Genomic DNA, 18,318 nt, shown 5'->3' on the forward strand with positions numbered 1-18,318 from the left:
TCAGACCATTGCTGAAGTGCCCCATTTTCTCGCTGCGGCGAGGGGGCTCGAACCCCCGAAAGAGGGATTGACGACAAGTGCTCGACGTCAACTTCTTCGACGAGCTGCGGATCGGCCTTGCCACCGCGGACGACATCCGGACCTGGTCGCACGGCGAAGTGAAGAAGCCGGAGACCATCAACTACCGCACGCTCAAGCCCGAGAAGGACGGACTCTTCTGCGAGAAGATCTTCGGCCCCACCCGGGACTGGGAGTGCTACTGCGGCAAGTACAAGCGTGTCCGCTTCAAGGGCATCATCTGTGAGCGCTGCGGCGTCGAGGTCACTCGCGCCAAGGTGCGCCGCGAGCGGATGGGCCACATCGAACTCGCCGCCCCGGTCACCCACATCTGGTACTTCAAGGGTGTCCCGTCGCGTCTGGGCTACCTCCTCGACCTGGCGCCGAAGGACCTCGAAAAGGTCATCTACTTCGCCGCGTACATGATCACGTTCGTGGACGAGGAGCGCCGCACCCGCGACCTGCCCTCGCTGGAGGCGCACGTCTCCGTCGAGCGTCAGCAGGTCGAGAACCGGCGTGACTCCGATCTGGAGAACCGCGCCAAGAAGCTTGAGACCGACCTGGCCGAGCTGGAGGCCGAGGGCGCCAAGGCCGACGTGCGCCGCAAGGTGCGCGAAGGCGCCGAGCGCGAGATGAAGCAGCTGCGCGACCGTGCGCAGCGCGAGATCGACCGTCTCGACGAGGTGTGGAACCGCTTCAAGAACCTCAAGGTCCAGGACCTGGAGGGCGACGAGCTGCTCTACCGCGAGCTGCGTGACCGCTTCGGCACGTACTTCGACGGTTCGATGGGCGCCGCCGCGCTGCAGAAGCGGCTGGAGTCCTTCGACCTCGACGAGGAGGCCGAGCGCCTCCGCGAGATCATCCGTACCGGCAAGGGCCAGAAGAAGACCCGCGCGCTCAAGCGCCTCAAGGTCGTCTCCGCGTTCCTCCAGACGAGCAACAGCCCCAAGGGCATGGTGCTCGACTGCGTGCCGGTCATCCCGCCGGACCTGCGTCCGATGGTGCAGCTGGACGGTGGCCGCTTCGCGACCTCCGACCTGAACGACCTGTACCGCCGCGTGATCAACCGCAACAACCGTCTGAAGCGTCTGCTCGACCTCGGTGCCCCCGAGATCATCGTGAACAACGAGAAGCGGATGCTCCAGGAGGCCGTCGACGCGCTGTTCGACAACGGCCGCCGCGGCCGTCCGGTCACCGGCCCCGGCAACCGTCCGCTGAAGTCCCTCAGCGACATGCTGAAGGGCAAGCAGGGGCGTTTCCGCCAGAACCTGCTCGGCAAGCGTGTCGACTACTCGGCGCGTTCCGTCATCGTCGTCGGCCCGCAGCTCAAGCTGCACCAGTGCGGTCTGCCCAAGGCCATGGCGCTGGAGCTCTTCAAGCCGTTCGTGATGAAGCGCCTGGTCGACCTGAACCACGCGCAGAACATCAAGTCGGCCAAGCGCATGGTCGAGCGTGGCCGCACCGTCGTGTACGACGTCCTCGAAGAGGTCATCGCCGAGCACCCGGTGCTGCTGAACCGCGCGCCCACCCTGCACCGCCTCGGCATCCAGGCCTTCGAGCCGCAGCTGGTCGAGGGCAAGGCCATCCAGATCCACCCGCTCGTCTGCACCGCGTTCAACGCGGACTTCGACGGTGACCAGATGGCCGTGCACCTGCCGCTCTCCGCGGAGGCGCAGGCCGAGGCCCGCATCCTGATGCTGTCCTCGAACAACATCCTGAAGCCGGCCGACGGCCGCCCCGTCACCATGCCGACCCAGGACATGGTGCTGGGCCTCTTCTTCCTCACCACGGACGAGGCGGAGCGCGAGGTCGTCGGCGCGGGCCGGGCCTTCGGTTCCACCGCCGAGGCGATCATGGCGTTCGACGCCAAGGAGCTGTCGCTCCAGGCGAAGGTCGACATCCGCTTCCCGGTGGGCACCATCCCGCCGCGCGGCTGGACCCCGCCGGCCCGTGAGGAGGGCGAGCCCGAGTACCAGCAGGGCGACACCTTCCGGCTGCGGACCAGCCTGGGCCGCGCGCTCTTCAACGAGCTGCTGCCCGAGGACTACCCGTTCGTCGACTACTCGGTGGGCAAGAAGCAGCTCTCCGAGATCGTCAACGACCTGGCCGAGCGCTACCCCAAGGTCATCGTGGCGGCGACGCTCGACAACCTGAAGGCGGCGGGCTTCTTCTGGGCGACCCGCTCCGGCGTCACCGTGGCCGTCTCCGACATCGTGGTCCCCGAGGCCAAGAAGGCGATCGTCGCGGGCTACGAGGCGCAGGACGAGAAGGTCCAGAAGCAGTACGAGCGCGGTCTGATCACCAAGGACGAGCGCACGCAGGAGCTCATCGCGATCTGGACCAAGGCGACCAACGAGGTCGCCGAGGCGATGAACGCGAACTTCCCGAAGACGAACCCCATCTTCATGATGGTCGACTCGGGTGCCCGAGGAAACATGATGCAGATGCGTCAGATCGCGGGTATGCGTGGTCTGGTGTCGAACGCGAAGAACGAGACCATCCCGCGTCCGATCAAGGCGTCCTTCCGTGAGGGCCTGACCGTGCTGGAGTACTTCATCTCCACGCACGGTGCCCGTAAGGGTCTGGCGGACACCGCCCTGCGTACCGCCGACTCGGGTTACCTGACCCGTCGTCTGGTGGACGTCTCGCAGGACGTGATCATCCGCGAGGAGGACTGTGGCACCGACCGCGGCCTCAAGCTGAAGATCGCGGTCAAGGGGACCGACGGCAGGCTCCGCAAGACGGACGACGTCGAGACCTCGGTGTACGCCCGCATGCTCGCCGAGGACGTCGTCATCGACGGCAAGGTCATCGCGCCTGCCAACGTCGACCTCGGTGACGTCCTGATCGACGCCCTGGTGGGCGCCGGCGTCGAGGAGGTCAAGACCCGTTCGGTCCTGACCTGTGAGTCCGCGGTCGGCACCTGTGCCTTCTGCTACGGACGCTCGCTCGCCACCGGCAAGCTGGTCGACATCGGTGAGGCGGTCGGCATCATCGCCGCCCAGTCCATCGGTGAGCCCGGCACCCAGCTGACGATGCGTACCTTCCACACCGGTGGTGTGGCCGGTGACGACATCACCCAGGGTCTGCCCCGTGTCGTCGAGCTCTTCGAGGCCCGTACGCCCAAGGGTGTCGCCCCGATCTCGGAGGCGGCCGGCCGCATCCGTATCGAGGAGACCGAGAAGACCAAGAAGATCGTCGTCACCCCGGACGACGGCAGCGAAGAGACGCCCTTCCCGATCTCGAAGCGGGCCAAGGTCCTGGTGCGCGAGGGTGACCACGTGGAGGTGGGCCAGAAGCTCACCTTCGGTGCCACCAACCCGCACGACGTGCTGCGCATCCTCGGCCAGCGCGCGGTCCAGGTCCACCTGGTCGGCGAGGTCCAGAAGGTCTACAACTCGCAGGGCGTGTCGATCCACGACAAGCACATCGAGATCATCATCCGGCAGATGCTGCGCCGTGTGACGATCATCGAGTCCGGCGACGCGGAGCTGCTGCCGGGCGAGCTCGTCGAGCGGTCGAAGTTCGAGACCGAGAACCGTCGTGTGGTCACCGAGGGCGGTCACCCCGCCTCCGGCCGTCCGCAGCTGATGGGTATCACCAAGGCCTCGCTCGCCACCGAGTCGTGGCTGTCGGCGGCGTCCTTCCAGGAGACGACCAGGGTTCTGACCGACGCGGCGATCAACGCCAAGTCGGACTCCCTGATCGGCCTCAAGGAGAACGTCATCATCGGTAAGCTCATCCCGGCCGGTACGGGTCTGTCCCGCTACCGCAACATCCGGGTCGAGCCGACCGAGGAGGCCAAGGCCGCGATGTACTCGGCCGTCGGCTACGACGACATCGACTACTCGCCGTTCGGCACGGGCTCCGGCCAGGCCGTCCCGCTGGAGGACTACGACTACGGTCCGTACAACCAGTAAGCGGGTCGCTCGAACCGAGGGGCGGTCACTCCGTTGTGCACGGGGTGGCCGCCCCTCGGCGTTGTGGAACACCGCCGTTCGCGTGTGGAATGCGTCACTTCCGTCCGGCCCGGTGTCGGCCGGCGAGTCGGCGCCCACGGGGGTGTCGGGGTCCGTACGGGCCCTGAGGGGCCTTGTGGGGGCTCGGAAGGGGCACCGCCGTGGTCGGAGGAGGTCCCGGACAAGCCGGACAGCGCTCGCGGCGTGTCGTGGTGGACGCCATTTGTTTTGACCGGAGTCCGTGAGGTAGGTACGCTCAGACCTTGTGCCTGGGGTGTGCCTGGGCTCGTGCGCGTGTCCTCAGCCGCATCGCGAGCCTGTCAGTGGCCATCGCAATCTGCGCCTTTCCCGCCCTCGGGCAGGAGTCCGCAGTATTCGACACACCCGACCGCGTGGGTCGGAGATGTTCCAGGTTAGTTTCACGAACGGCACACAGAAACCGGAGAAGTAGTGCCTACGATCCAGCAGCTGGTCCGGAAGGGCCGGCAGGACAAGGTCGAGAAGAACAAGACGCCCGCACTCGAGGGTTCGCCCCAGCGCCGCGGCGTCTGCACGCGTGTGTTCACGACCACCCCGAAGAAGCCGAACTCGGCCCTCCGTAAGGTCGCGCGTGTGCGTCTGACCTCCGGTATCGAGGTCACGGCCTACATCCCGGGTGAGGGACACAACCTGCAGGAGCACTCCATCGTGCTCGTGCGTGGTGGCCGTGTGAAGGACCTGCCTGGTGTTCGTTACAAGATCATCCGTGGTTCGCTCGACACCCAGGGTGTCAAGAACCGCAAGCAGGCCCGAAGCCGCTACGGCGCCAAGAAGGAGAAGTAAGAATGCCTCGTAAGGGCCCCGCCCCGAAGCGCCCGGTCATCATCGACCCGGTCTACGGTTCTCCTCTTGTCACCTCGCTGATCAACAAGATCCTGCTCAACGGCAAGCGTTCCACCGCCGAGCGGATCGTGTACGGCGCCATGGAAGGCCTCCGCGAGAAGACCGGCAACGACCCGGTCATCACGCTGAAGCGCGCGCTTGAGAACGTCAAGCCCTCGCTCGAGGTCAAGTCCCGCCGTGTCGGTGGCGCCACCTACCAGGTGCCGATCGAGGTCAAGCCCGGTCGCGCCTCCACCCTCGCGCTGCGCTGGCTGGTCGGTTACTCCCGCGCCCGTCGCGAGAAGACCATGACCGAGCGCCTCATGAACGAACTGCTCGACGCCTCCAACGGCCTCGGCGCTTCGGTCAAGAAGCGTGAGGACACGCACAAGATGGCCGAGTCCAACAAGGCCTTCGCGCACTACCGCTGGTAGTCGTACCCACATCGAGACCGAGAGAAGACTGAGCCTTATGGCCACCACTTCGCTTGACCTGGCCAAGGTCCGCAACATTGGGATCATGGCCCACATCGACGCGGGCAAGACGACGACCACCGAGCGCATCCTGTTTTACACCGGTGTGAGCTACAAGATCGGTGAGGTCCACGACGGCGCTGCCACGATGGACTGGATGGAGCAGGAGCAGGAACGCGGCATCACGATCACGTCGGCCGCGACGACCTGTCACTGGCCGCTCGAGGACGTCGATCACACCATCAACATCATCGACACCCCGGGGCACGTCGACTTCACGGTCGAGGTGGAGCGTTCGCTCCGCGTCCTCGACGGTGCCGTCACGGTGTTCGACGGTGTCGCCGGTGTTGAGCCGCAGTCCGAGACCGTCTGGCGTCAGGCGGACCGCTACGGCGTGCCGCGCATCTGCTTCGTCAACAAGCTCGACCGCACCGGCGCCGACTTCCACCGCTGCGTCGACATGATCAAGGGCCGCCTGGGCGCGACCCCGATCGTGATGCAGCTGCCGATCGGTGCCGAGGCCGACTTCACCGGTGTCGTGGACCTCGTCACGATGAAGGCGTTCGTCTACTCCGCCGAGGCGGCCAAGGGCGAGGCGTACGACATCCTCGACATCCCGGCCACGCTCACCGAGGCCGCGGCCGAGTGGCGTGCCCAGCTGCTGGAGACCGTCGCCGAGAACGACGACGCGCTGATGGAGCTGTACCTGGAGGGCCAGGAGCCCACCGTGGAGCAGCTGTACGCGGCGATCCGCCGCATCACCATCAACTCCGGCAAGGGCGGCGACACCACGGTCACCCCGGTGTTCTGTGGTACCGCGTTCAAGAACAAGGGCGTCCAGCCCCTGCTCGACGCGGTTGTCCGCTACCTTCCCTCCCCCCTGGACGTCGAGGCCATCGAGGGCCACGACGTCAAGGACCCGGAGGTTGTCGTCAAGCGTCAGCCGTCCGACGACGCTCCGCTGTCGGCGCTGGCGTTCAAGATCATGAGCGACCCGCACCTGGGCAAGCTCACCTTCGTCCGGGTCTACTCGGGCCGCCTGGAGTCCGGCACCGCGGTGCTGAACCCCGTCAAGGGCAAGAAGGAGCGCATCGGCAAGATCTACCGCATGCACGCGAACAAGCGTGAGGAGATCGAGGCGGTGGGCGCCGGCGACATCGTCGCCGTGATGGGCCTGAAGCAGACCACCACCGGTGAGACGCTGTGCGACGACAAGAACCCGGTGATCCTGGAGTCCATGGACTTCCCGGCGCCGGTCATCCAGGTCGCCATCGAGCCCAAGTCCAAGGGTGACCAGGAGAAGCTGGGTGTCGCCATCCAGCGCCTCTCGGAGGAGGACCCCTCCTTCCAGGTGCACTCGGACGAGGAGACCGGCCAGACCATCATCGGTGGTATGGGCGAGCTCCACCTCGAAGTGCTCGTCGACCGCATGAAGCGCGAGTTCCGCGTCGAGGCGAACGTCGGCAAGCCGCAGGTCGCGTACCGCGAGACGATCCGCAAGACCGTCGAGCGCGTGGACTACACCCACAAGAAGCAGACCGGTGGTACCGGTCAGTTCGCGAAGGTGCAGATCGCGATCGAGCCCATCGAGGGCGGCGAGGCGTCGTACGAGTTCGTCAACAAGGTCACCGGTGGCCGTATCCCCAGGGAGTACATCCCCTCGGTGGACGCGGGCGCCCAGGAGGCCATGCAGTTCGGCATCCTGGCCGGGTACGAGATGACTGGCGTCCGCGTCATTCTTCTCGACGGTGGTTACCACGAGGTCGACTCCTCCGAACTCGCGTTCAAGATCGCCGGTTCGCAGGCCTTCAAGGAGGCCGCGCGCAAGGCGTCCCCCGTGCTCCTGGAGCCGATGATGGCCGTCGAGGTCACCACGCCCGAGGACTACATGGGCGATGTCATCGGCGACATCAACTCCCGCCGTGGCCAGATCCAGGCCATGGAGGAGCGCAGCGGCGCTCGCGTCGTGAAGGGCCTCGTGCCCCTCTCGGAGATGTTCGGCTACGTCGGAGACCTCCGCAGCAAGACCTCGGGTCGCGCAAGCTACTCGATGCAGTTCGACTCCTACGCCGAGGTTCCGCGGAACGTCGCCGAGGAGATCATCGCGAAGGCCAAGGGCGAGTAACTCTCCCGAGCTCACGCTTTAGGCTTGTCACCGGAGCCTGGTAGGGCATTCACCGCAGCGCGCGAGCTGTGCGGTGTGCGCCCCCGGCCCCGGCATCCCAGCAAAGATCACCTGGCGCCGATGAAGCAAGGCGTACAGAACCACTCCACAGGAGGACCCAGTGGCGAAGGCGAAGTTCGAGCGGACTAAGCCGCACGTCAACATCGGCACCATCGGTCACATCGACCACGGTAAGACGACCCTCACGGCCGCCATTACCAAGGTGCTGCATGACGCGTACCCGGACCTGAACGAGGCCTCGGCCTTCGACCAGATCGACAAGGCTCCCGAGGAGCGCCAGCGCGGTATCACGATCTCGATCGCGCACGTCGAGTACCAGACGGAGTCGCGTCACTACGCGCACGTCGACTGCCCGGGTCACGCGGACTACATCAAGAACATGATCACGGGTGCGGCGCAGATGGACGGCGCCATCCTCGTGGTCGCGGCCACCGACGGCCCGATGCCGCAGACCAAGGAGCACGTGCTCCTGGCCCGCCAGGTCGGCGTCCCCTACATCGTCGTCGCGCTGAACAAGGCCGACATGGTGGACGACGAGGAGATCCTGGAGCTCGTCGAGCTCGAGGTTCGCGAGCTGCTCTCCGAGTACGAGTTCCCGGGCGACGACCTTCCGGTCGTCAAGGTCTCGGCGCTCAAGGCCCTTGAGGGCGACAAGGAGTGGGGCCAGACCGTCCTCGACCTGATGAAGGCCGTCGACGAGTCCATCCCGCAGCCCGAGCGTGACGTCGACAAGCCGTTCCTGATGCCGATCGAGGACGTCTTCACGATCACCGGTCGTGGCACCGTCGTCACCGGTCGTATCGAGCGCGGTATCCTCAAGGTCAACGAGACCGTTGACCTCGTGGGCATCAAGCCGGAGAAGACCACCACCACGGTCACCGGCATCGAGATGTTCCGCAAGCTGCTCGACGAGGGCCAGGCCGGTGAGAACGTCGGTCTCCTTCTCCGTGGCATCAAGCGCGAGGACGTCGAGCGCGGCCAGGTCATCATCAAGCCGGGCTCGATCACGCCGCACACCGAGTTCGAGGCCCAGGCCTACATCCTGTCGAAGGACGAGGGTGGCCGTCACACCCCCTTCTTCAACAACTACCGCCCGCAGTTCTACTTCCGTACCACGGACGTGACCGGCGTCGTGACCCTTCCCGAGGGCACCGAGATGGTCATGCCGGGCGACAACACCGTCATGTCGGTCGCGCTGATCCAGCCGATCGCCATGGAGGAGGGCCTGAAGTTCGCCATCCGTGAGGGTGGCCGGACCGTGGGCGCCGGCCAGGTCACCAAGATCGTCAAGTAAGTACCTCCGTACTCGCTGACTGTCTGACCTGGTAGCTCCGCACAGAGCACCACGAAGGGCCCCGTCCCACCGCGTGAGCGGTGGACCGGGGCTCTTTCGCATGGTGTGTCCCGCCCGGGTCGGGGTCCGGCCCCGGCGCCGGGTCAGGGGCGCCAGAGCCAGGGGAGCGCGTCCGGTCCGAGACCCACCACGGTCGGCCGTCCGTCGCGGACGTCGTCGCTGTCGCTGTCGGCTAGGTGGAGCGTGGGGCCGTCCAGGGCGACGGGCCCCCCGGTCCGTACGGAGAGACCCGTGTCCGTACGGAGTTGGACGAGGCCCCGCGAGGTACGGCCCAGCAGCACCTGCCCCCGGGTCGCGGCGGCGGCGGTCACGGGGCCGTACCCGTCGAACCCGATCATGTCCACGGCCGTACCCCCGCGGACCGTGGTCAGCCGGGCCTTCGCCGCCGGCCGGTAGAACAGCTCGACCGATCCGTCCGGGGCGGGCAGCGCGGCGGGGCCGTCCCCGGGCACCGGCACCCCGGCGATCGGGGGCCGGGCGTACACCTCGCCCGCGGCCGTCTCCTGCGCCCAGTGGTGCACCGCGTCCCGGCCCGCACCGTACAGGTGGACGAGCCCGCCGCTGTCGACGACCGGGGTCAGCCCGTCCTGGACGGCGGCGCCGCCGAGGTCGCGCCACACGCCCCACCGGCCGGCCCGGTCCCGTACCCGCGTAACCACACCCATGTCGGCGTTCCGCACGAAGAGATGCACCCGGCCGTCGGGCGCGGTCACCGCGACCGGCACCCCGATCCGCCGGCCCCGGTCCTGGTCCGGCTCAGGATTGCCGAGCCCGCGCCAGGCGAGGAACGGGCCGCCGGGGAAGCGCTGTTCCAGCAGGACGATCTCCCGCCTGTTGTCCGAGCCGTGCCCGGCGAGCGCCGCGAACCGCAGGCCGAACAGCAGCCGCCGCCCGTCCGCGAGCGCGGCGCCGCCCAGCACCGGGGCGAGCGGGCCGCCACCGAGATCGTCCGGCGGCCCCCAGACGCCGTTGCCGGGCGCGGTCTCCCGCCACCGCACGGCCCGCAGCCCGAGCACTCCGTAGGCGGCGAGCCGCCCGTCCGGTTCGGTGGCCACGACGGTGCGGGGCCCCGGATAGCGGTGGTGGGTGGCGCGGACCCAGCCCTTCTTGTTGGTGAGGGGCCGGTCGCCGCCGACGTTGTAGTCACCGCAGCCACCCGGGTTGCCGCACTCCCAGTCGGCGTCGCCGCCGTACGGGACGAGGTGCGCGGCCTTCTCCGTGAGCACATCGTGCGGGAGGTTCTTGGGCCAGTGCCGGTTGTAATACCCCCGGAACGCGGTGACCACGAACCCCGGAACGCCTTCCCCACGAGCGGCGGACCGCGCAACCCACCGGATCATCGCGGCCCAGGCGAAGGACGCGGTCGCGGTGTGGTCCGCGTGATCGGAGTAGCCGCGCTGCTCACTGTCCTTCCTGCGGACGGCGTCGGTGCTGTGCTGGATGTCCGGGTCGGGGTCCAGGGTGTGCACGACGGTGGGCCGGTACTCCTCCAGCAGTGCGACGAGCACATCGATCAGCCCGTCGTAGGTGTACGCGCCCGGCCGCCGCAGCGGGGAGTCGTCGGCGACGACGGTACGCAGGCTCAGCCCGCGGTCCTCCCAGAGAGTGGGCAGCCCCAGCTTGCCGCGGCGGCTGTGCATCGCGGTGTTGAGGAAGATCAGCTCGACCCGGCGGACGCCGTTGGTGAGGCTGTTCAGCTCGGCGCGGTGGCCGCCGTGCAGTTGGACGACGGACTTCTGCCAGCCGGTGAAGCGGGGAAGCCCGATCAGGGTGGCGTACGCCTGGCGCAGCCCCTGGTGGCGGGCGGAGGAGTACGCCCCCTTGTCGGGAGTGGGTTCGGCCTTGCCGGGGGCCTTGTTGACCCCGTCCGCCTCCCCGGCCGTGAGGTACACACAGACCAGCGGCGTCCCGGCGTCCAGCGCGCGCTGTGTGTCCGGGTTCATGAAGTAGAGGTCGTCGTCCGGGTGGGCCAGGATCTGCATCAGCCGGGCCCGTCGCGAGCTGCTGATGGTGAGGCCGGGTGCCGGATCGGCGGCGGGGTTCGGCCGCCGGGGAGCGGGTACGGAGCAGCCGGCGACGGACGCGAGGCCGAGCACGGACCCGGCCACGACGACACTGCGCCGCGGTATTCGAGCGGACCCTCGTCCGCCTCCGGTACCGGCGCTGGATATGCCGCCGCCGGTCGCGCTCCGCGCAGATCTGTCCGTCACGCCGCGTACTCCGTCCGCTGTCCCCGCAGCGGGCGGATGGGGGAGTGCCTGCTCTGCCCTGTGCTGCCGCTGTTCGCTGTCGCTGTCGTGGTGCGCGCGAACCGTTCCCGAGCCGGCTCGCGCGGATGACTAGACGGGGAGGCGGGCGGGTGGGTTGCCTGCGTGCCGGACGCGGTTGACCAGGGAGGGAGGAGATGGGGACGGCCCCGCCCCCGGGCGTGGTGTGTCCGGGGGCGGGGCCGGTTACGGGTCGGTGTGGGTCAGTGTTGGGTGAAGAGGTCTTCGGTGGTGGTGGCGGTGATGGCGCGTTCGAGCCAGTGGTGGAGGGTGTCGGGATCGGTGCAGGTGCGGATGCGGTGGACCGCTTCGTCGGTGAGGAGGAGGCCGCGGCGGTCCAGGATCAGCAGCACGGCTTCTGCCTGACCTTCCACCCTGCCTTCGGCTCGGCCTTCGGCTTTACCTTCGGAGCGTAGGCGTTGGGAGGTTTCGGAGCGGAAGAACGAGAGGTCGACAGCCATGAGGTCCCTCCAGACCTGAGCGGCCGGGGAAGGCCGATGCCCATGAGGAGATGGCCCCCGCTCCTGGAGTAGGGACGGGGGTCGGTGTGGGTCAGTGTTGGGTGAAGAGGTCTTCGGTGGTGGTGGCGGTGATGGCGCGTTCGAGCCAGTGGTGGAGGGTGTCGGGATCGGTGCAGGTACGGATGCGGTGGACCGCTTCATCGGTGAGGAGGAGGCCGCGGCGGTCCAGAATCAGGAGGACAGCTTCGGCCTGGCCTTCCACCCTGCCTTCGGCTTTGCCTTCGGCTTTGCCTTCCGCTCGGCCTTCGGAGCGTAGGCGTTGGGAGGTTTCGGAGCGGAAGAACGAGAGGTCGACAGCCATGAGGTCCCTCCAGACCTGAGCGGCCGGGGTGTTTCCCAGGCCGAGTTCGGTGAGCTCACTGAAGATCGTCGCGGTCTCCTCGTCGACACTCTTCAGCGCGGTGGCCAGTGCGTGAAGTATCGCAGGAGCATTCGGCTTCCTACCATGCGTAATCGCCGAGAACGCCGCGAGCGGAACATCCCGCGCTGCCACCGACGCATCCGTCACCACCGGCACATTGTGCGGACCCAGCACCAGCGGACGCACCAGCAACGACGGCCACTGCGGCGGACCGATCCGGAACGGACCCTGCGCCCACAACGCCGTCGCCTCGTCCTGACACACCACCAAAAGCACCGGACCCAGCCCGTACTTCGCCCGCAGATGCGCCAGGTAATACGCCCAGCTGCTCTCCTTCGCCACATCCCTGCGCCCCTGCGCCTCCACCGCCAGCAGATACCCACCCCCCTCCGCCGTGTCCACCCGCAACAACGTGTCCAGCCGCCGTTCCAGCGGCTTCAGCTCGGTGAGATCCGTCGGCAGCAACGACACCGCCACCGGATCAGGAAAAGACACACCCAACGACCTGAACGTCCGAGTGAAAATACCCGGATCTTCCTGAAAGATCCGATGCATCGCCTCATGTGAGGAATTGACCATGCACCAAACGCTAAACGCCACAGACCCCTGGCATATGCCAAAACGGTGAATACTCACCCGATGGTGTGATGTATGTGCTTTCGGCCGCCCCCGAATTCGGCGGTGTGGTCCACCGGGGCGCGATCCGTAGCGACCCGGTGGAGGCAGGGTTACGGAGCGAGATCGAGTTCCGCCCATACGGTCTTGCGTGGCACCGGCCCCGGCGTCACGCCCCAGCGGTCGGCCAGCGCCTCGACGATCAGCAGTCCCCGGCCCGATTCCGCGTCCTCGGCGACCGTTCCCGTCGTCCCCGGCGCGGGCGGAAGGTGCTCACCCCGGGCGTCGGAGACCTCGATCCGCAACAGCGTTTCGTCGCGCACGCGGAGGCTCAGCCGGAAGTCCCGGCCCGGTACACGGCCGTGGATCGTGGCGTTGACGGCCAGCTCGGCCACGATGTGCGCCGCGGAATCCGTCGGCAGTCCCCAGCAGCCCAGATGGGCCGTGGTGAGCAGTCGGGCGAGTCTGGCGCCCCGACGGGTGGGGGAGAGCAGCACGGTGAACTCGTGGGTGAGAACGGAACGTCCGGTTCGGGTGATTTCTTGATTCACGTTACGCAGAGTGGTCGCTCCGTGCCTACTCTGAACAGGGGTGAGGTGAGTACGGGCAGTCACTGTCCAGTCGTCTTTCGGCCCTGTCCAGTTGGGTACGGCGTCCAGTTCTGTGGCACACGTGGGAGGCAGGTGTCGGTATGAGCGGAGAAGAGAGCAGGTCGTACGGAACGAACGGCGGAGACGATCCCGATCGGGATCTCGGTCTGGACGCCGACTCCGCCGCCGTGATCACCGCGGTGGGGCGGCAGGTGAAGCTGTGGCGCGAGGCGGCGGGGCTGCGCGCGACGGAGTTGGGTGCGGCGATCGGGTACGGGGAGAACCAGGTCTACAAGGTGGAGGCCGGCAAGCGCATTCCGAAGCCGGAGTTCCTGGACCGGGCGGACGAGGTCTTGGGGGCGGGCGGGAAGCTCTCCGCCATGAAGAAGGACGTGGCGGAGGCGCGGTATCCGAAGAAGGTCCGCGATCTGGCCAAGCTTGAGGCGAACGCCGTCGAGATGGGGGCCTACGCCGGCAATGTCGTACACGGTCTCTTGCAGACCGAGGAGTATGCCCGTGCCCTGTACGGGGAGCGGCGGCCCGCCTTCGCGGAGGAGGAGGTCGAACGCCTGGTGGCAGCCCGTATGGCCCGCCAGTCGGTGTTCGAGCGACAGCCCGCACCCCTGCTCACGTTCGTCCAGGAAGAGGCGACGCTGCGGCGGCCGACGGGTGGCAGGGCCGTGTTGCAGCGCCAGCTTCAACACCTGCTGGATGTAGGCGCGTTGAGGCATGTCGAGATTCAGGTCATGCCGACGGAGGCGGAGGAGCACGCGGGTCTGGCGGGTTCCCACCGGGTGCTTAAGCTGAACGACGGTACGACTGTCGGGCACAACGAGGTTCAGCTCACCAGTCGGCTGATCACTGATCCCAAGGAGGTCCAGATCCTTGAGATGCGGTACGGCATGATCCGGGCCCAGGCGCTCACACCTCGGTTGTCGCGGGCCTTCATCGAGAAACTGCTGGGAGAAACATGAGTGTGGAGTCCTCGGCCGGACACGCTTCCGGGCTGATGTGGTTCAAGAGCAGCTACAGCACCAACGACGGCCCTGATTGCGTCGAGGTCGCGGCGGCCGCGAGTGCGGTGCGGGTGCGTGATTCCAAGGTGGTGTCGGGTCCGCAGCTCGGGTTCGCGCCTGATGCGTGGGCGGATTTCGTTGCGTACGCGTCCGGGCGTTGAGCCCGCAGGGGAGAAACGTGAGTGGCAAGCACTCGGCCGGAGACGTTTCCGGGCTGATGTGGTTCAAGAGCAGCTACAGCACCAGCGACGGTCCTTCATGCGTCGAGGTCGCGGCGGCCGCGAGTTCGGTGCGGGTGCGTGATTCCAAGGTGGTGTCGGGTCCGCAGCTCGGGTTCGCGTCTGATGCGTGGGCGGATTTCGTCGCGTACGCGTCCGGGCGCTGAAGCGGGAGGGGCGGGCCGGGGCGTCTCCGTGGTGAACCGGGGCATCGGGGGGCGGCGGCGGCCTCGCGCCGCCCCCCTGCCGCAGTCGGAGCGCGCCCGCGTTTGACCGGTCGACCGCTGGGGGTAAGATCCCTGGCCCGATTGGCCAGCGTCACGTCCCGTATGGCACACTGACCAGGTTGCTCGGTTGAGTGTCAATGCTGCGCGCCTCCCGCCGGGAGGACCGGAAGCGAGTCCCACAGTACTCGTCGATCCCATGCGGATCGGACGTACGGGAATCTTCCGGGAAGTGTCAGCAGGGCGCAGACCAGGCACCCGGTGGCCGCATCCGTGTTCGTACCTGCGGATGCAGTTCGCCTCCGACCAGCTCTTCACCGAGCGCGGCGCGGCCCTTGGGCCCGCAAACCCTTGGCTGGGAAATCCTTCGGGAGATCTCCGTGGAGGGGGAGCGACACACCCGACCGCGTGGGTCGGAGTCGGAGTCGCAGGACACCCGGGTTCCAGAGCGTGACGAGAGAACAGGACTACAAAGTAGCCATGGCGGGACAGAAGATCCGCATCCGGCTCAAGGCCTACGACCACGAGGTCATCGACTCTTCGGCGAAGAAGATCGTCGAGACGGTGACCCGCACTGGTGCGTCGGTCGCAGGCCCGGTGCCGCTGCCCACTGAGAAGAACGTGTACTGCGTCATCAAGTCGCCGCACAAGTACAAGGACTCGCGCGAGCACTTCGAGATGCGGACGCACAAGCGCCTCATCGACATCCTCGACCCCACGCCGAAGACGGTTGACTCGCTCATGCGCCTCGACCTGCCGGCGGGCGTCGACATCGAGATCAAGCTCTGAGGTGACGCGCGAGATGACCAAGAACATCAAGGGCGTCCTGGGCGAGAAGCTCGGCATGACCCAGGTCTGGGACGAGAACAACCGGGTCGTCCCGGTGACCGTCGTCAAGGCCGGGCCGTGTGTCGTGACCCAGGTCCGCACCAATGACAGCGACGGCTACGAGTCGGTCCAGATCGCCTTCGGCGAGATCGACCCGCGCAAGGTGAACAAGCCCCTCAAGGGTCACTTCGCCAAGGCCGACGTGACTCCGCGCCGCCACCTGGTGGAGCTCCGCACCCCTGACGCCAGCGAGTACACGCTGGGCCAGGAGGTCACTGCCGAGGTGTTCGAGTCCGGCGTCAAGGTCGACGTCACGGGCAAGAGCAAGGGCAAGGGCTTCGCCGGTGTCATGAAGCGTCACAACTTCAAGGGCCTCGGCGCCGGTCACGGCACCCAGCGCAAGCACCGCTCCCCCGGCTCGATCGGTGGCTGCGCCACCCCTGGGCGTGTCTTCAAGGGCATGCGCATGGCGGGTCGTATGGGCAACGAGCGGGTCACCACCCAGAACCTGACCATCCACGCGGTTGACGCGGAGAAGGGTCTGCTGCTCATCAAGGGCGCGGTCCCCGGTCCGAACGGCGGCCTCGTCCTGGTCCGTACCGCGGCCAAGGGGGCTTGAGGTAATGAGCACCATTGACATCCTTTCGCCGGCAGGCGACAAGGCCGGTACCGTCGACCTCCCCGCGGAGATCTTCGACGCCAAGACCAGCGTTCCGCTGATCCACCAGGTCGTTGTCGCACAGCTGGCCGCGGCCCGTCAGGGCACGCACAAGACCAAGCGTCGCGGCGAAGTCCGCGGTGGCGGCCGGAAGCCGTACCGCCAGAAGGGCACCGGCCGCGCCCGCCAGGGCTCGACCCGCGCGCCGCAGTTCGTCGGCGGTGGCGTCGTCCACGGCCCGCAGCCGCGTGACTACTCGCAGCGCACCCCGAAGAAGATGAAGGCCGCCGCCCTCCGCGGTGCCCTCTCCGACCGGGCGCGTCACTCCCGCATCCACGTCGTCACCGGCGTGGTCGAGGGTGGGGTTTCCACCAAGGCCGCCAAGACGCTGCTCGGCAAGATCTCGGAGCGCAGCAACCTGCTCCTGGTCGTCGACCGCGCCGACGAGGCCGCGTGGCTGTCCGCACGCAACCTGCCCCAGGTGCACATCCTGGAGCCGGGCCAGCTGAACACGTACGACGTGATCGTCTCTGACGACGTGGTCTTCACCCAGGCCGCTTTCGAGTCCTTCGTGTCTGGCCCCCAGACCGCTGAGACCGAAGGGAGCGACGCCTGATGAGCGAGGCGACCGTTACCAGCAAGACCTTCACGGACCCGCGCGACGTTCTCGTCAAGCCGGTTGTCTCCGAGAAGAGCTACGCGCTGCTCGACGAGAACAAGTACACGTTCATCGTCGCGCCCGGCACCAACAAGACCCAGATCAAGCAGGCCGTCGAAGCGGTCTTCTCGGTCAAGGTCACCGGGGTCAACACGATCAACCGGCAGGGTAAGCGCAAGCGCACCAAGACCGGCTTCGGCAAGCGCGCCGACACGAAGCGCGCCATCGTGACCCTCGCCGAGGGCGACCGTATCGACATCTTCGGCGGCCCGACCTCCTGACGGGGGATCGGATCGTTGAGAAGTCCGGAATCTTCCGAGGACTGAGAAATGGGTATCCGCAAGTACAAGCCGACGACCCCGGGCCGTCGTGGCTCCAGCGTCGCCGACTTTGTCGAGATCACGCGGTCCACGCCGGAGAAGTCGCTGGTCCGCCCCCTGCACAGCAAGGGCGGCCGTAACAACGCCGGTCGTGTGACCGTTCGCCACCAGGGCGGCGGCCACAAGCGCGCCTACCGGGTGATCGACTTCCGTCGTCACGACAAGGACGGTGTGCCGGCCAAGGTCGCGCACATCGAGTACGACCCCAACCGCACCGCGCGCATCGCGCTCCTGCACTACGCCGACGGCGAGAAGCGCTACATCATCGCGCCGCGTGGCCTGTCGCAGGGCGACCGTGTCGAGAACGGCCCGGCCGCCGACATCAAGCCCGGCAACAACCTGGCGCTGCGCAACATCCCGGTCGGTACGACCATCCACGCCATCGAGCTGCGGCCCGGCGGCGGCGCGAAGTTCGCCCGTTCCGCGGGTGCCTCCGTGCAGCTGCTGGCGAAGGAGGGCACCATGGCCCACCTTCGTATGCCGTCGGGTGAGATCCGCCTGGTCGACGCCCGCTGCCGCGCCACGATCGGTGAGGTCGGCAACGCCGAGCAGTCGAACATCAACTGGGGCAAGGCCGGCCGCATGCGCTGGAAGGGCGTCCGCCCGACCGTCCGCGGTGTCGCGATGAACCCGGTTGACCACCCGCACGGTGGTGGTGAGGGCAAGACCTCCGGTGGACGTCACCCGGTCTCGCCGTGGGGTCAGAAGGAGGGTCGTACTCGCTCGCCGAAGAAGGCGTCCAGCAAGTACATCGTCCGCCGCCGCAAGACGAACAAGAAGCGCTAGGAGCGGGTTTAGATGCCGCGCAGTCTCAAGAAGGGGCCCTTCGTCGACGGCCACCTCATCAAGAAGGTGGACGTACAGAACGAAGCAGGCACCAAGAACGTCATCAAGACCTGGTCCCGTCGCTCGATGATCATCCCGGCCATGCTGGGCCACACCATCGCGGTGCACAACGGCAAGATCCACGTCCCGGTGTTCGTCACCGAGTCCATGGTCGGCCACAAGCTCGGCGAGTTCTCGCCGACTCGCACCTTCCGCGGCCACGTCAAGGACGACCGGAAGTCGAAGCGCCGCTAAGGCGGGGTGGAAA

The 18,318-nt window shown here is 67.3% G+C and carries 18 protein-coding genes; 14 read left to right on the plus strand and 4 right to left on the minus strand.

The window, feature by feature from the left end; all coding sequences use genetic code 11:
* The first annotated feature begins 77 nt into the window (after positions 1–77).
* From PZB75_RS19635 to tuf, 5 genes are all read left to right on the plus strand, one after another.
* Positions 78–3,977 (plus strand): DNA-directed RNA polymerase subunit beta', encoded by a 3,900-nt coding sequence (locus tag PZB75_RS19635; RefSeq protein ID WP_275536615.1) that lies wholly within the window; start codon positions 78–80, stop codon positions 3,975–3,977.
* Positions 3,978–4,466: 489 nt separating this feature from the next.
* Positions 4,467–4,838 (plus strand): 30S ribosomal protein S12, encoded by a 372-nt coding sequence (rpsL, locus tag PZB75_RS19640; RefSeq protein ID WP_003948652.1) that lies wholly within the window; start codon positions 4,467–4,469, stop codon positions 4,836–4,838.
* Positions 4,839–4,840: 2 nt separating this feature from the next.
* Positions 4,841–5,311, plus strand: coding sequence for a 30S ribosomal protein S7 (gene rpsG, locus PZB75_RS19645; protein ID WP_031076642.1), 471 nt, complete (start codon positions 4,841–4,843; stop codon positions 5,309–5,311).
* A gap of 37 nt (positions 5,312–5,348) precedes the next feature.
* Positions 5,349–7,475 carry an elongation factor G gene (fusA, locus tag PZB75_RS19650; RefSeq protein WP_275536616.1) on the plus strand — a complete coding sequence of 709 codons (2,127 nt, stop codon included), beginning with the start codon at positions 5,349–5,351 and terminating at the stop codon, positions 7,473–7,475.
* A 160-nt stretch (positions 7,476–7,635) separates the two neighbouring features.
* Complete coding sequence (gene tuf / locus PZB75_RS19655) at positions 7,636–8,829, plus strand: elongation factor Tu (RefSeq protein ID WP_275536617.1); 1,194 nt, start codon at positions 7,636–7,638, stop codon at positions 8,827–8,829.
* 143 nt (positions 8,830–8,972) lie between these two features.
* Here tuf and PZB75_RS19660 read toward each other — a convergent pair whose 3' ends face one another.
* The 4 genes from PZB75_RS19660 to PZB75_RS19675 all read right to left on the minus strand — a co-directional run bounded on the left by PZB75_RS19660 (position 8,973) and on the right by PZB75_RS19675 (position 13,204).
* Positions 8,973–11,018, minus strand: coding sequence for a PIG-L family deacetylase (locus PZB75_RS19660; RefSeq protein WP_275538773.1), 2,046 nt, complete (start codon positions 11,016–11,018; stop codon positions 8,973–8,975).
* Between the two features lie 341 nt (positions 11,019–11,359).
* Positions 11,360–11,617 (minus strand): hypothetical protein, encoded by a 258-nt coding sequence (locus PZB75_RS19665; protein WP_275536618.1) that lies wholly within the window; start codon positions 11,615–11,617, stop codon positions 11,360–11,362.
* A gap of 91 nt (positions 11,618–11,708) precedes the next feature.
* On the minus strand, positions 11,709–12,617 hold the full coding sequence (locus tag PZB75_RS19670) for a hypothetical protein (protein WP_275536619.1): 909 nt from the start codon (positions 12,615–12,617) through the stop codon (positions 11,709–11,711).
* 149 nt (positions 12,618–12,766) lie between these two features.
* Positions 12,767–13,204 carry an ATP-binding protein gene (locus PZB75_RS19675; RefSeq protein WP_275536620.1) on the minus strand — a complete coding sequence of 146 codons (438 nt, stop codon included), beginning with the start codon at positions 13,202–13,204 and terminating at the stop codon, positions 12,767–12,769.
* Positions 13,205–13,344: 140 nt separating this feature from the next.
* On the opposite strand from PZB75_RS19675, the gene PZB75_RS19680 reads away from it, so the two are divergent.
* From PZB75_RS19680 to rpsS, 9 genes are all read left to right on the plus strand, one after another.
* Positions 13,345–14,217: a helix-turn-helix transcriptional regulator gene (locus tag PZB75_RS19680; protein WP_275536621.1), complete on the plus strand. Its 873-nt coding sequence runs from the start codon at positions 13,345–13,347 to the stop codon at positions 14,215–14,217.
* Complete coding sequence (locus tag PZB75_RS19685) at positions 14,214–14,420, plus strand: DUF397 domain-containing protein (RefSeq protein ID WP_275536622.1); 207 nt, start codon at positions 14,214–14,216, stop codon at positions 14,418–14,420. Before PZB75_RS19680 ends, PZB75_RS19685 begins: the two co-directional genes overlap by 4 nt.
* Positions 14,421–14,476: 56 nt before the next feature.
* Positions 14,477–14,644: a DUF397 domain-containing protein gene (locus tag PZB75_RS19690; protein ID WP_275538774.1), complete on the plus strand. Its 168-nt coding sequence runs from the start codon at positions 14,477–14,479 to the stop codon at positions 14,642–14,644.
* 537 nt (positions 14,645–15,181) lie between these two features.
* Entirely contained in the window at positions 15,182–15,490 is a 309-nt protein-coding gene (gene rpsJ / locus PZB75_RS19695) for a 30S ribosomal protein S10 (protein ID WP_003948644.1), read from the plus strand.
* Positions 15,491–15,503: 13 nt separating this feature from the next.
* A complete protein-coding gene (gene rplC / locus PZB75_RS19700) occupies positions 15,504–16,148 on the plus strand; it encodes a 50S ribosomal protein L3 (protein ID WP_275536623.1) in 645 nt (214 codons plus the stop codon).
* A 4-nt stretch (positions 16,149–16,152) separates the two neighbouring features.
* Positions 16,153–16,803: a 50S ribosomal protein L4 gene (gene rplD / locus PZB75_RS19705; protein ID WP_275536624.1), complete on the plus strand. Its 651-nt coding sequence runs from the start codon at positions 16,153–16,155 to the stop codon at positions 16,801–16,803.
* Complete coding sequence (gene rplW / locus PZB75_RS19710; protein WP_275536625.1) at positions 16,803–17,126, plus strand: 50S ribosomal protein L23; 324 nt, start codon at positions 16,803–16,805, stop codon at positions 17,124–17,126. Before rplD ends, rplW begins: the two co-directional genes overlap by 1 nt.
* 48 nt (positions 17,127–17,174) lie before the next feature.
* Positions 17,175–18,011, plus strand: a complete 837-nt coding sequence (rplB, locus tag PZB75_RS19715; protein WP_030914137.1) for a 50S ribosomal protein L2 — start codon at positions 17,175–17,177, stop codon at positions 18,009–18,011.
* 12 nt (positions 18,012–18,023) lie between these two features.
* Positions 18,024–18,305 (plus strand): 30S ribosomal protein S19, encoded by a 282-nt coding sequence (gene rpsS / locus PZB75_RS19720; protein ID WP_023539342.1) that lies wholly within the window; start codon positions 18,024–18,026, stop codon positions 18,303–18,305.
* The last annotated feature ends 13 nt before the right edge of the window (positions 18,306–18,318 follow it).

The organism is Streptomyces sp. AM 4-1-1, from assembly GCF_029167625.1.
GTDB lineage: Bacteria > Actinomycetota > Actinomycetes > Streptomycetales > Streptomycetaceae > Streptomyces.

What these genes read in the sequence shown, in the direction of transcription:
- rpsG (WP_031076642.1), top strand. Translation starts at nt 4,841, where the DNA reads ATGCCTCGTAAGGGCCCCGCCCCGAAGCGCCCGGTCATCATCGACCCG.
- fusA (WP_275536616.1), top strand. Translation starts at nt 5,349, where the DNA reads ATGGCCACCACTTCGCTTGACCTGGCCAAGGTCCGCAACATTGGGATC.
- PZB75_RS19665 (WP_275536618.1), bottom strand. Translation starts at nt 11,617, where the DNA reads ATGGCTGTCGACCTCTCGTTCTTCCGCTCCGAAACCTCCCAACGCCTA.
- PZB75_RS19670 (WP_275536619.1), bottom strand. Translation starts at nt 12,617, where the DNA reads ATGGTCAATTCCTCACATGAGGCGATGCATCGGATCTTTCAGGAAGAT.
- PZB75_RS19680 (WP_275536621.1), top strand. Translation starts at nt 13,345, where the DNA reads ATGAGCGGAGAAGAGAGCAGGTCGTACGGAACGAACGGCGGAGACGAT.
- PZB75_RS19685 (WP_275536622.1), top strand. Translation starts at nt 14,214, where the DNA reads ATGAGTGTGGAGTCCTCGGCCGGACACGCTTCCGGGCTGATGTGGTTC.
- PZB75_RS19690 (WP_275538774.1), top strand. Translation starts at nt 14,477, where the DNA reads ATGTGGTTCAAGAGCAGCTACAGCACCAGCGACGGTCCTTCATGCGTC.
- rpsJ (WP_003948644.1), top strand. Translation starts at nt 15,182, where the DNA reads ATGGCGGGACAGAAGATCCGCATCCGGCTCAAGGCCTACGACCACGAG.
- rplC (WP_275536623.1), top strand. Translation starts at nt 15,504, where the DNA reads ATGACCAAGAACATCAAGGGCGTCCTGGGCGAGAAGCTCGGCATGACC.
- rplD (WP_275536624.1), top strand. Translation starts at nt 16,153, where the DNA reads ATGAGCACCATTGACATCCTTTCGCCGGCAGGCGACAAGGCCGGTACC.
- rplW (WP_275536625.1), top strand. Translation starts at nt 16,803, where the DNA reads ATGAGCGAGGCGACCGTTACCAGCAAGACCTTCACGGACCCGCGCGAC.
- rplB (WP_030914137.1), top strand. Translation starts at nt 17,175, where the DNA reads ATGGGTATCCGCAAGTACAAGCCGACGACCCCGGGCCGTCGTGGCTCC.
- rpsS (WP_023539342.1), top strand. Translation starts at nt 18,024, where the DNA reads ATGCCGCGCAGTCTCAAGAAGGGGCCCTTCGTCGACGGCCACCTCATC.